This window comes from Bradyrhizobium diazoefficiens (genome assembly GCF_016612535.1).
GTDB lineage: Bacteria > Pseudomonadota > Alphaproteobacteria > Rhizobiales > Xanthobacteraceae > Bradyrhizobium > Bradyrhizobium diazoefficiens_C.
Genome location: NZ_JAENXS010000001.1, coordinates 2053935 through 2066539, shown reverse-complemented (window position 1 = coordinate 2066539; position 12605 = coordinate 2053935). Strand labels below are relative to the sequence as shown.

Here is a 12605-nt window from a genome sequence, read left to right as displayed (position 1 = left end):
CTTCTAGACCGTCATTCCGGGTTCAATTGTCCCGCGTACGCCCAAAATGACGCTAAATGGCCGATATCAGCCTTTCAGGGACTCCGCCGCGACCTGCCGGACCAGCTCGGGCAATTGCCGCATATCGTCGAAGGTCAATCCGGCGCCGGCAGCGCGTAGCCTTTCCGCGTGACCCGGCGGGCAGTGGCTGCCGCCGTGGAAGCCGAGCACGGTCATCCCGGCGGCACGTGCGCCGGTGACCCCGGGGACGCTGTCCTCGATCACGACGCATCGTTCCGGCGCGGCCTTCATCTGCTCGGCGGCAAACAGGAACAGATCGGGCGCGGGCTTGCCGCGTGCGACCTGGCTCGCTGAAAAGATGTGCGGAGCGAGCAAGTCATACAGCCCGGCGCAGGTCAGCCCGTGGAGGATCTTGTCGGGTGTGCCGCTCGATGCAACGCATTTTGGCAAATCGATTGCACCGATTGCTGCGGCCACGTGGGTGATCGGTTGCAGGTCACCGGCGTAAAATTTCAGCGTGGCCGCATTCACCTGGCTCTCAAGATCGTCGGGGAGGCTGCGGCCGATTTCCTGTTCGACCATTCGCCGCGCGTCTTTCTCGGATACACCGAGGAAGCGGACCAGGACCTGCTCCGATGTGATCGGATAGCCGTGCTTCGTCAACACGTCCGCATGCGCGCGACAGGAGATGACCTCGCTGTCCACGAGCACGCCGTCACAGTCGAAAATAATCAGGTCGATGGGCACTAAGACGACGGCTTGTCGTCGTCGAGCGGGACGCAATAGAGCTCGAGCCGGTGATCGACCAGCTTGTAGCCGAGCTTGCGGGCGATCTCCGCCTGCAGCTTCTCGATCTCTTCCGAGGTGAACTCGATCACCTTGCCGTCGCGCAGGTTGATGAGATGGTCGTGATGGCTGTCGCGCATCGTCTCGTAGCGGGCGCGGCCCTCGCGGAAATCGTGGCGTTCGATGATGCCGGCATCCTCGAACAGTTTGACGGTGCGATAGACGGTCGAGATCGAGATCTTGTCGTCGACGGCGACGCAGCGCCGGTACAATTCCTCGACGTCGGGGTGATCCACTGCTTCTGCAAGCACGCGGGCAATGACGCGGCGCTGCTCGGTCATGCGCATGCCGGTGGCGGCACAGCGCGCCTCGATGCCGGACGCCTTGGATGCGGAGGAGGGTTTAAGTCCAGTCATCTTGTGTCTGCCTGACGGGGCTTGTGTCTGTCTAACGGGGCGCTTTCTGCCATCAATGTTACGCCAAGTCGCGCCGCATCAAAAGTGCGTTCAGCTGTTCCCCGTTGGCCTGCTTATAGTAGCGTTCGCGGCGCCCGACCACCACGAATCCGCCTCTCGCATAGAGCCGCCGCGCCGGCTGGTTGTTCTCCTCGACTTCCAGAAATATCGTGCGCACACCCCGCCCTGCGAGGTGACCGAGATGGGTCATCAGCAGCGTGCGGGAGAGACCGCGGCCGCGATGGGATCGGTCGACCGCGACCGAGAGAATTTCCGCTTCGTCCGCGCCGATGCGCGACACCGCAAAGCCGATCGTCTTGCGCCCCACGCGCAAACGGTGGACCAGCGTGTTACGCTCGCTGAGCATGGTTTCGAATTCGCCTTCGCCCCAGCCGTGCGCGAACGACGCGCCGTGCAACTGCGCCAGCCGTGCCGCGTCGCGCGCAGTGGCGGGCTCGACGGCGGCCGTGCCGCCGCGCCACCATTCCGAAAACCATCTCATCATGAGCTTCCGGCTTGTGCGAGCGGCTTCTGTACGGCCGGCTTTGCATCGGGCGCCTTCAGATAGAACGGACGCGCGGGATTGGTGGCGGGATCGGCGGCGGCTCCCAGCCATGCGACCCAGCCGATGTCGGGCGCGGGCTGCGCGTCGACCGAGACCGGTTGTGGCGCGTCCTTCGGCCAGCGCTCGGCAAGAATTTCGGCGGCATTGCCGACCAGATGCGGTGCACCGAATTGCGAGGCCGCGATCGCCTCCTCGATACCGGCGATCTTCGGCCGCACCAATTGGCCGCCGTCGCCGCCGACGATCTGGAAATAGACGTGATCATGCCGCGCATCGATCGCCGATATCACCGGCGCCGATCCACTCTGGCCGACAATGGCGGACGCATAGGCCGACAAGGTCGTCAGTCCGACGGCCGGCCGCTTGGCCGCGAGCGCAAGACCCCGGGCCGCCGAAATGCCGACGCGCAAGCCGGTGAAGCTGCCGGGGCCAACCGTGACCGCGATGCGGTCGAGTGCGGTGAAGGCGAGATCGGCCGATTGCATGACGCGCGCGATCATCGGCATCAGGGCCTCGGCATGGCCGCGCTTCATGAGCAGCTGCTCCTGGGCAAGGAGCTCGCCGGCGTCGGTGTCGAGGACGGCGGCCGCGCACGCCTCCAGCGCGGTATCGAGGGCAAGGATCAGCATGGGCAATCATATCATTGGCAATCGGAAGATTCTTCAAGTTCTGGCCGTCATGGCCGGGCTTGACCCGGCCATCCACGACTTTAGCCAATTCAAAATCCGGCTCCAAGAACGTAGATGCCCGGGACAAGCCCGGGCATGACGCCGTTCGATCGATGCGCCGATCGTGCAATCTACATCGGCCGGACTTCGACCACGTCGGGTACGAAGTGCTTCAGCAAGTTCTGGATGCCGTGCTGGAGCGTCGCGGTCGATGACGGGCAGCCGGAGCAGGCGCCCTTCATGTTGAGATAGACGATCCCGTCCTTGAAGCCGCGGAAGGTGATGTCGCCGCCGTCATTGGCGACTGCCGGCCGCACGCGCGTCTCGATCAGATCCTTGATCATGTCGACCGTCTCGGCGTCCTGCTCGTCGAAGAACTCGTCTTCGTCGTCGCGATCGGCATCGCTCCCCGCCGCACCGTCGGCGAGCAGCGGCGCGCCCGACATGTAGTGCTCCATGATGGCACCCAGGATCGCGGGCTTGAGTTGCTGCCATTCACCGTTCGCCTTGGTGACGGTGATGAAATCCGACCCATAGAACACGCCGGTGACACCGGGCACGTCGAACAGTTTTTCGGCGAGCGGCGAACGCGCAGCGGTCTCGCGGCTCGAAAATTCCATCGGGTTGCCGTCGACCACGACGCGGCCGGGAATGAATTTCAGGGTGGCGGGATTGGGGGTGGCTTCGGTCTGAATGAACATGGTTTTCTCCGGACGTCGCCGGTTCAAGGCCGGCGCGTGCTCTATCCAGTAGCAGATGGCGACAGCAAACGCACGGTCAAGGGGTGAGGCCGGGTTCGCCTAGAGATTTCAGCGGGTTAAGGCGTTCCTTACGCTCTTCCAGAGAGGATCAGCGCCGGCGGATGAAGCCGACGATGTCCTTCGAGAGGTTCATGGTCTCTTCGGCGATGGCGCGAGCCCGGTCGGCGCCGCCGTTCAGGATGGTGTCGATATGACCGGGGTCTGCGACCAAGCGCTTCATCTCACCGGCGATCGGCGCGAGCTTGGTGACGCACAGCTCCGCCAGCGCGTTCTTGAAGCTGGAGAACTGGCCACCGCCGAATTCGCTGAGCACGCTGGCCTTGGGGCGGCCGGAGAGGGCGGCGAAAATGCCGACGAGATTGTCGGCTTCGGGGCGCGCCTCCAGGCCTTTCTCTTCGGTCGGCAGCGGCTCCGGATCGGTCTTCGCCTTGCGGATCTTCTGCGCGATGGTGTCGGCGTCGTCGGTCAAATTGATGCGCGAATTGTCCGACGCATCCGACTTCGACATCTTCTTGGTGCCGTCACGCAAGCTCATCACGCGCGTCGCAGGTCCCGTGATCAAGGGTTCCGGCAGTGGGAAGAACAGGCCGTCATGGGCGCCGCGGCTGCGGATCGAGTCGCCGAAATCATTGTTGAACTTCTGCGCGATGTCGCGCGAGAGCTCGAGATGCTGCTTCTGGTCCTCGCCGACCGGAACGTGAGTGGCGCGATAGAGCAGGATGTCGGCGGCCATCAGCACGGGATAGTCGAACAGCCCGACCGAGGCGTTCTCGCGGTCCTTGCCGGCCTTCTCCTTGAATTGGGTCATGCGGCCGAGCCAGCCCATGCGCGCGACGCAATTGAAAATCCAGGCGAGCTCGGCATGGCCCGAGACCTGGCTCTGGTTGAAGACGATGTGCGTCTTCGGATCGATGCCGCTGGCGATGAACGCTGCGGTCACCTCGCGGGTGTTGCGTGCGAGCTCGGCCGGGCCGCCCCAGACCTCCACGCCCTGCGTGATCGCGTGCATGTCGACGACGCAATAGATGCAGTTGTGGGTTTCCTGCATCTTCACGAAGTTGACGATGGCGCCGAGGTAATTGCCGAGGTGCAGATTGCCCGTCGGCTGGACGCCCGAAAAAACCCGTTCAACGAATGGCATGGCAACCTGTCCTGGCAAGCCTTCCCAAAGATATTGGCCGTCGTTTCCAACAGCGGCGGCGTCCCGTCAAGGGCAATTCGATTGGCTTGCACGCGGGGACCGGCTAGGTGGGCCGCTCCAGAGCGCGAACCGCCTCGCGCAACGCGACGACGCCGAGAAATTGCAGGAGCAGGCCATAGACGGCGATGCCTGCCCCGATCTGCAGGCCCAGCACAACGAAACGGATGAGGCCATGGGTTTCGGCCGGCATCAGCCCCGCCGTCAGCCAGAGCAGGGCGCCCATGGCGGCTGCTGCGAGCAGGATCCGCGGCAGCCGCTTGCGGGCGGCGGCATCGACCGAGAAGCCGAATTCGCTGGTGCCCTTGCGGAGCAAAGAGACTGCGCTGCTCCAGGCGCCGGCGGCGATGCTGGCGGCGATCCCGCTCGCCCCGAAGAAATGGCCGAGCAGGACGGCGAGCGCGATTGCGACCACAAAGCCTTTGGCGGTTGCGAGCAGCGGGGTCATCGTGTCGCTGCGGGCAAAGAACGCCGGCGACAGCGCCTTGATCAGCACATGCGCCGGCAGGCCGAGCGCCAGCCACGTCAACGCATGCGCAGTGGCCGCGCTGTCCTCCGCGCCGAACGCGCCGTGCTCGAACAGCAGCCGCACGATCGGCTCGGCCAGTACGGCAAGGCCCAGCGTGGCGGGCAGTGCCAGCCCGGTCGCGAGTTCCAGCGCGCGCGATTGCGCATGCGCGACTGCCTCACGGTCGCTGCTTCCCACCGCGCGCGTCAATTCCGGCACCAGCACCGTGCCCATGGCGACGCCGACGATGCCGAGCGGCAGCTCGATCAGGCGGTTGGCGAAATAGAGCCAGGACACAGCGGACGGCGTCGCCGAGGCGATGATCGCGCCGGCCACCATCAGCCATTGCGGTCCAGAGCTCGCGATCATGCCGGGGACCGCCTTGGCGAAGAAGCCGCGCATCTCCTTGTCGAAGCTTACGCGCAAGGGTGTCGCAAGGCGTCCGCTTCGCTGCGACAGCAGCATCACGAGTTGCAGGAGGCCGGCGATGCCGACGGTCGCCGCCAGCATCCACGCGGCGACGGACGCATCGCCGTGCCACGGCAGGAGCGCGGCGATTGTCGCGATCAGCGCGATGTTGAACAGCAGCGGCGAGAACGCCGTCAGCGCAAATCGCCCCTGCGCATTCAGCAATCCCATCAGCACCGTGACCGGGCCGGCAAAGGCGAGATAGGGCAGCATCAGCCGCGCGTTCTGGACCGCGAGATCGAGCGTGCCGGTACTGACGAAGCCCGGCGCGATGATCATGATGATCACCGGCATTGCGATAGCAATGCCAATCGAGATCACGATCAGGGCCGCGCTGACCGTGCCGAGCACGCGTCCCGCAAAGGCGGAGGCGGCCTCCGCGCCATCGCGATCACGGACGCGGAGCCAGGCCGGGATCAGTGCCGCATTCAGTGCCCCTTCGCTGAGCAGCCGGCGCACCACATTGACGAGCTGGAAGGCGGCCAGAAAGGCATCCGCCACGGCGCCGGTGCCGAGCAGCGCCGCGATCAGGGAATCGCGGGCAAAGCCCAGCAGCCGCGAAGCCAGTGTTCCCGTGGAGACGGTCAGGAAGGAGCGGATCATCGGACGTACATAATACCGTTGCTTGCCCGTAGCGGCCCGGTCGTGATAGGCCGCGAGCCAGATTTCAGGCCGACAGGAAGCGGATTTCCTCGGGGTTCGCAATCCGGCAAACAGGATCAAGGTGAATGGCTGACGTGAAATATGACGTTCTCGGCATCGGCAATGCACTGTTCGACGTGCTGGTCCGGACCGACGAGGCTTTTCTCGCCAAGCACGGCATGACCAAGGGCAGCATGTCCCTGATCGACGAGGCGCGGGCCGCCGCCATTTACAACGACATGGGGCCGGCGATCGAAGTCTCGGGCGGCTCGGCCGCCAACACCATCGTCGGCATCGGCAGCCTGGGCGCGCGCGCCGCCTATGTCGGCAAGGTCAAGGACGACCAGATCGGCAAGCTCTATGTCCACGACATCCGCTCGGCCGGCGTCGCCTTCAACACGCCCGCCGCCAAGGACGGCCCGGCCACCGGCTGCTCCTACATCCTGGTCACGGGCGATGGCGAGCGCACCATGAACACCTATCTCGGCGCCGCGCAGGATTTGTCGCCCGCCGACATCGACCCGGCCGAGATCGCGGCCGCCAAGATCGTCTATCTCGAAGGCTATCTCTGGGATCCGCCCGGCGCCAAGGAAGCCTTCCTCAAGGCCTCCAAGATCGCCCACGAGGCCGGCCGCAAAGTGGCGCTGACGCTGTCGGACTCCTTCTGCGTCGGCCGCTATCGCGACGAATTTCTGGGGCTGATGCGCAACGGCGTTGCCGACATCGTGTTCGCCAACGAGTCGGAGCTGCGCTCGCTGTACGAGACCTCCGACTTCGACACCGCGCTCAAGCAGTTGCGCAGCGACGTCAAGCTCGGCGTGGTCACCCGCAGCGAGAAGGGCTGCGTGGTGGTGACGCCGACGGACGCCGTCGCTGCTCCGGCCTCGCCGATCGCCCAACTGGTGGACACCACCGGCGCCGGCGATCTCTTCGCGGCCGGATTCCTGTACGGCCTCTCGCGCGATCTGTCGCACAAGCAGTGCGGCGAGCTCGGTGCACTTGCGGCGGCCGAAGTGATCCAGCACATCGGCGCGCGTCCGCAGGTGTCGCTGAAGGAGCTAGCCCAGCAGCGCGGGTTGACGGTTTAACTCCGCTCTCTCCTCGTCATTGCGAGCGACGCGAAGCAATCCAGTCTGCCTCCGCAGAAGGATTCTGGATTGCTTCGCTGCGCTCGCAATGACGGTGTGGGCTCACGCCGTCTTCGCCGCCTTCAGCCCCAGCCGCTGCTCGACTGCCTCGCGCATCACGAATTTCTGGATCTTGCCGGTCACGGTCATCGGAAATTCGTCGACGAACTCGACGTAGCGCGGGATCTTGTTGTGGGCGATCTGACCCTCGCAGAAGGCGCGCACCTCCTCGGCCGTCAGCGTCTCGCCGGACCTGACGCGGACCCAGGCGCAGAGCTCCTCGCCATAGCGGCTGTCCGCGACGCCAAAGATCTGCACGTCCTGGATCTTGGGGTGGCGGTACAAAAATTCCTCGATCTCGCGCGGATAGAGGTTCTCGCCGCCGCGGATCACCAGATCCTTGATGCGGCCGACGATGTTGCAATAGCCTTCGTCGTCGATGGTGGCGAGATCGCCTGTATGCATCCAGCCGTTGGCGTCGAGCACGTCGCCGGTCTTTTCCTTTTCCTCCCAATAGCCCAGCATGACGCTATAGCCGCGAGTGCAGAGCTCGCCGCGTTCGCCGCGCTTGACGATCCTGCCTTCGAGATCGACGACTTTCACTTCGACGTGCGGATGAATCCGCCCGACGGTGGAGACGCGCCGTTCGAGTGGGTCGTCCGTCGCGCTCTGGAAGCTGACCGGGCTGGTCTCGGTCATGCCGTAGGCGATGGTGACCTCGCGCATGTTCATCTCGGTGTTGACGCGCTTCATCACCTCGATCGGGCAGGGCGCTCCCGCCATGATGCCGGTGCGCAATGATTTCAGATTGAACGTCTTGAATTCGGGATGGTCGAGCTCCGCGATGAACATGGTCGGCACCCCGTACAGTGCGGTGCATTTCTCCTGCTCGATCGCGCGTAGCGTCGCGAGTGGATCAAAACCCTCGCCGGGATAGACCATGGTCGTGCCGAGCGTGACGGATGCGAGGTTGCCCATCACCATGCCGAAGCAATGGTAGAGCGGCACGGGGATGCAGATGCGATCCCGCTCGGTCAGGCGCATCGCGCGGCCGGTAAAATAGCCATTGTTGAGGATGTTGTGGTGGGTCAGCGTCACGCCTTTGGGCGAGCCCGTAGTGCCGCTGGTGAACTGGATGTTGACGGGATCGTCGAACTGAAGCGCCGCGCCGAGCGCAGCGAGTTGCTCGCGATGCTCGGCTCCGCCCATGCGCGCGACCTCCTCGAAGGCGATCGTGCCCGGTGCCGAAGGGCCGCCGATCTGGATCACCATCCGTAAGGCCGGCAGTCGCGCCGCCTGCAACTGTCCGGGCCTGGCGCTCGCGAGTTCGGGCAGCAGCGTGTTGAGCATCTCCACGTATTGGCTTGTCTTGAACGCGGTCGCGGTGACGATCGCGGCGCAGCCGACTTTCTTCAGCGCGAATTCCAATTCGCTGAGCCGATAGGCAGGATTGATCGTCACCAGGATCAGGCCGGCCTTGGCGGCGGCGAACTGAGTCAGTGTCCATTCCGGCCGGTTCAGCGACCAGATGCCGATCCGCTCACCGCGTTCGAGACCGAGCGCGAGAAATCCCGCGGCGAGCGCATCGACCCGCTCGGCGAATTCGCTCCATGTCCATCGCACGTCGTGGCTGGGCGAGACCAGCGCCTCGCGCTGGCCCCAGCGCCGCACCGCGTGGTCGAGGCTGCGGCCGATCGTGTCGCCGAGCAGCGGCGTGTCCGAGATGCCGCAAACGTAGCTGTCGGCTTTGTTCGCCAAGATCGTCTCCTTCGGCTCGGTCAACATGCATACGCGCCCCGAGGCGCTGGCCTTCGGGGCGCGAGAATACATCCAGCTGCGAGCAGGCGCGACAAGGCGTGCATCATACTAATAGCTAGGCCGCCTTCTTCCCGCTGCTCGCGTCGAGCCCGGCATAGACGCCACGCTCGAAGCCCGCGAACGCCTGCAGGCATTTCGCATCCGCGAACGGCAACAGCTGCATCAGGATCACGCCGGTGACGTCGCGCGCCGGGTCGATCCAATAATAGGTGTTGGCGAGGCCCGCCCAGGCGAGGCTGCCCGCGCTGCGGCCTTCCGCGGTCTTGGCGGTGTTGATCATGAAGCTGAGGCCCCACTTCTTCACCTGATCCGGATAGAGATCGACGTCGTTGGTATACATCGGCGCAGCCGTCGCCAGCTTGGTCATGTTTAGATCGCCCATCTGGTTCTGGCTCATCACGGCGATCGTCTCAGCCTTCAGCACCTGGTTGCCGTTGCCGCGGCCCTTGTTCAAGATCATCTGGGTAAACTTGATGTAGTCGCCCGCGGTCGAATAGAGGCCACCACCACCCATGTGGAATTCCGGATCCTGCTCGAGCTCGAACGGAATCGCGGCGAGCTGGCCATCCTCGCTGCGGGCATGCATGCCGACCAGGCGCTTGCGCATGTTGTCGGTAATCTTGAAGCCGGTGTCGGACATGCCGAGCGGACCAAAAAGATTGTCGCGCAGATAAGCATCGAGCCGCTTGCCGCTGACGGCTTCCACGGCCTTGCCGACGAAATCGATATTGGTGCCGTATTCCCAGCGCGTGCCGGGATCGGTCATAACAGGCGTCTTCAGCGCCGCATTCTGGCAGGTGGTAATGGCAGGCGTGCCGGTCTTTTCGAGATAGACCGCGAGATCGCCGTTCCACATGTTGTAGGCGAAGCCGGCGGTGTGGGTCATGAGCTGGCGCAACGTGATCGCGCTCTTCGCCGGCCGCAACTTCGGCTCGCCCTTGGCATCGAAGCCGTCCAGCACCTGCGGGTTGGCGAGATCGGGCAGCAGCGATCCGATCGGCGCATCCAGCGACAGCTTGCCTTGCTCGACCAGTTGCATCGCGCCGGCACCCGTCACCGCCTTCGTCATCGAGGCGATCCAGAATATGCTGTCACCAGTCATCGGATCGGGCTTGGAGAGATCGCGCTTGCCGAACGCGCCCTGATACAGCACGTCGTTACCGCTGGCGGCGATCGCAACGATTCCTGGAATCTCCCTGGCGCCGCTTGTCTTGCGCAGAGTCTCGTCGATCTGGGCTTTGCTTTGCATACGCGTTTCCTCCGGTTTGATTATTGTTGGAAGCGACCGATTGTCCTCCCGCGGGTCGCGTGCCGCAAGCGTGGCCACGTGCTTGCGTCGGTCGCGATGTCGTGACTTGACGGTCTGCGCGCCACGCAGGACGACTGAATTGCGACACTTCAGCGCAATCTGCGGTGGATGGCCGCACTTCGCGGTGACCGTAGATGGGCTCCGGCGATATGTTTCGAGTGTTTGAAGCACTTGAAACATTTCGTGCGTTGCGGCGTTCAGCTCTCGGCCCAATCGGCGGCTGACGCCAAGACTTTGACGTCAAGACTTTGACGCTAAGACTTGATGCAAATTTTGCGGTCCCGATCGGCCCGCAAGGGGACCTGAGATGATTTCGACCTGGAGCGAATGGAAGCGCTATCCCCGTGCCGGACGGGGCGAAAATCTGGAGGCGCCGATTTCGCCGGGTATCTACGAGGTCCGGATCGCCGGTACCGGCGCGCTCTATTCCTTCGGCGCTGTCGACAATCTGGCGCAGGCCTTGGCGCTTCTGCCGGTCGGCTCAAAATCCTGGTTCGGTCGCCGCGACACCTCCGACGCCCCCGATCTCGAATATCGCACCTGCGCGACCTCATCCAAGGCCGACGCCAAGGCGGCCGCCGAGCGCATGATCGGCCGGCGTGAGACCTATATGAGCGGCGCGGCGTAACCTTCCCGCTCCGAGTTTTGCTCCCAGCAGATGTGCGTTGCGGGGCGGTGCATTGCACGCCGGTTGCCCCTATATTCCGGGCGAACCTGAAAGCCCCCAGGGAGTAACGCCATGACCCCGACCGCCGCCGCTCGCGCCCAGCACGCCACCTCAACCCTGCGTGACCGGTTGAAGGACCCTTCGCTTCTGAAGGAGGCCTGCTACATCGACGGCACCTGGGTCGGCACGCCCGTTTTTGCCGTGAACAATCCCGCGACCGGTATCGAGATTGCAAAGGTCCCGCAGCTTGGGGCGGATGATACCACCAAGGCGGTCGAAGCCGCCCAGCGCGCCTTTCCGGCCTGGGCCAAGCACACCGCCAAGCAGCGCTCGAACATTTTGCGCAAATGGTTCGAGCTGATCACCGCCAACCGCGAGGACCTCGCGCTGATCCTGACCTCCGAGCAGGGCAAGCCGCTGTCGGAAGCGCTCGGCGAGGTCGACATCGGCGCCGCCTATATCGAATTCTTCGCGGAAGAGGCTCGCCGCGTCTATGGCGAGACGATCCCGACGCAGCGGCCCGATGCGCGGCTACTCGCGATCAAGCAGCCGATCGGGGTCTGCGGCGCCATCACGCCGTGGAATTTCCCGAACTCGATGATCACGCGCAAGGTGTCCCCGGCGCTGGCCGCGGGCTGCACCGTGGTGCTGAAGCCGGCCAACGAGACGCCGCTCTCGGCCCTCGCGCTGGCCGTGCTCGCCGAGAAGGCCGGCATCCCCAAGGGCGTGCTCAACATCATCACGGGTGACGCGCCGCCGATCGGCAAGGTGCTGTGCGAGCATCCGGCGGTGCGCTTCGTCGGCTTCACCGGCTCGACCGCCGTCGGCAAGATTCTCTACCAGCAGGCCTCGGTCGGCGTGAAGCGGCTCGGCCTCGAGCTCGGCGGCAACGCGCCGTTCGTGGTGTTCGACGATGCCGATATCGATGCCGCGGTCGAAGGCGCGATCGTCTCGAAATATCGCAACATGGGCCAGACCTGCGTCTGCGCCAACCGCATCTACGCCCAGGACAAGATCTACGACGAGTTCGTCAAGAAGCTGTCGGCGAAGGTCGCGGCGATGAAGATCGGCGACGGCACCGAGAGCGGCATCACACAGGGCCCGCTGATCAACATGAAAGCGATCGACAAGGTCGAGCGCCACATTGCGGATGCCGTCAAGCGCGGTGCCAAAATCGTCACCGGCGGCAAGCGCAGCGAGCTCGGTCGCTCCTTCTTCGAGCCGACGGTCCTCTCCGACGTCAAGCCGGACTCGCTGGTGTCGCAAGAGGAAACGTTCGGCCCGCTCGCCGCGGTGATCCGCTTCAAGGACGAAGCCGATGTGATTGCGATGTGCAACGCCTCGCCGTTTGGCCTGGCCTCCTACTTCTACTCCCGCGACCTCGGCCGCGTCTGGCGCGTCGCCGAAGCGCTGGAATCCGGCATGGTCGGCGTCAACACCGGCCTGATCACGACGGAAGTCGCGCCCTTCGGCGGCGTCAAGGAAAGTGGTCTCGGCCGCGAAGGCTCGCGTCACGGCATGGAAGAATATGTCGAAATCAAATACGTGATGATGGCTGGGGTGTAGGCCGAGTTGTCTCCACGCCGTCATGGCTGGGCTTGACCCGGCCATCCACGTCGTAGCTCCGCTGCAC

12 protein-coding genes are annotated in these 12605 nt (G+C 64.4%); 3 read left to right on the top strand and 9 right to left on the bottom strand.

Annotation, left to right across the window (positions count from 1 at the left end):
• Window positions 1–66 precede the first annotated feature (66 nt).
• The 7 genes from JJE66_RS09680 to murJ all read right to left on the bottom strand — a co-directional run bounded on the left by JJE66_RS09680 (window position 67) and on the right by murJ (window position 6012).
• Complete coding sequence (locus tag JJE66_RS09680; protein ID WP_200514058.1) at window positions 67–747, bottom strand: HAD family hydrolase; 681 nt, start codon at window positions 745–747, stop codon at window positions 67–69.
• The gene (locus JJE66_RS09675) at window positions 747–1202 is read right to left on the bottom strand and encodes a Fur family transcriptional regulator (protein WP_200514057.1); all 456 of its coding nucleotides are present in this window, start codon (window positions 1200–1202) and stop codon (window positions 747–749) included. The genes JJE66_RS09680 and JJE66_RS09675 overlap by 1 nt, the downstream gene beginning before the upstream one ends.
• 58 nt (window positions 1203–1260) lie before the next feature.
• Window positions 1261–1746, bottom strand: coding sequence for a ribosomal protein S18-alanine N-acetyltransferase (gene rimI / locus JJE66_RS09670; protein WP_200514056.1), 486 nt, complete (start codon window positions 1744–1746; stop codon window positions 1261–1263).
• Complete coding sequence (gene tsaB, locus JJE66_RS09665; RefSeq protein WP_200514055.1) at window positions 1743–2435, bottom strand: tRNA (adenosine(37)-N6)-threonylcarbamoyltransferase complex dimerization subunit type 1 TsaB; 693 nt, start codon at window positions 2433–2435, stop codon at window positions 1743–1745. Before tsaB ends, rimI begins: the two co-directional genes overlap by 4 nt.
• Before the next feature lie 170 nt (window positions 2436–2605).
• On the bottom strand, window positions 2606–3175 hold the full coding sequence (locus JJE66_RS09660) for a NifU family protein (RefSeq protein WP_200514054.1): 570 nt from the start codon (window positions 3173–3175) through the stop codon (window positions 2606–2608).
• Window positions 3176–3323: 148 nt separating this feature from the next.
• The gene (trpS, locus tag JJE66_RS09655; RefSeq protein ID WP_200514053.1) at window positions 3324–4376 is read right to left on the bottom strand and encodes a tryptophan--tRNA ligase; all 1053 of its coding nucleotides are present in this window, start codon (window positions 4374–4376) and stop codon (window positions 3324–3326) included.
• A gap of 103 nt (window positions 4377–4479) precedes the next feature.
• Window positions 4480–6012: a murein biosynthesis integral membrane protein MurJ gene (gene murJ / locus JJE66_RS09650; RefSeq protein ID WP_200514052.1), complete on the bottom strand. Its 1533-nt coding sequence runs from the start codon at window positions 6010–6012 to the stop codon at window positions 4480–4482.
• A 125-nt stretch (window positions 6013–6137) separates the two neighbouring features.
• On the opposite strand from murJ, the gene JJE66_RS09645 reads away from it, so the two are divergent.
• Entirely contained in the window at window positions 6138–7139 is a 1002-nt protein-coding gene (locus JJE66_RS09645; protein WP_200514051.1) for an adenosine kinase, read from the top strand.
• A 102-nt stretch (window positions 7140–7241) separates the two neighbouring features.
• Here JJE66_RS09645 and JJE66_RS09640 read toward each other — a convergent pair whose 3' ends face one another.
• A complete protein-coding gene (locus JJE66_RS09640) occupies window positions 7242–8936 on the bottom strand; it encodes an AMP-binding protein (protein WP_283818443.1) in 1695 nt (564 codons plus the stop codon).
• A gap of 115 nt (window positions 8937–9051) precedes the next feature.
• A complete protein-coding gene (locus JJE66_RS09635; RefSeq protein ID WP_200514049.1) occupies window positions 9052–10245 on the bottom strand; it encodes a serine hydrolase in 1194 nt (397 codons plus the stop codon).
• A 367-nt stretch (window positions 10246–10612) separates the two neighbouring features.
• Between JJE66_RS09635 and JJE66_RS09630 the strand changes: the two genes are divergently transcribed.
• Entirely contained in the window at window positions 10613–10933 is a 321-nt protein-coding gene (locus JJE66_RS09630) for a hypothetical protein (protein WP_200514048.1), read from the top strand.
• A gap of 111 nt (window positions 10934–11044) precedes the next feature.
• Complete coding sequence (locus JJE66_RS09625) at window positions 11045–12538, top strand: NAD-dependent succinate-semialdehyde dehydrogenase (RefSeq protein WP_200514047.1); 1494 nt, start codon at window positions 11045–11047, stop codon at window positions 12536–12538.
• The last annotated feature ends 67 nt before the right edge of the window (window positions 12539–12605 follow it).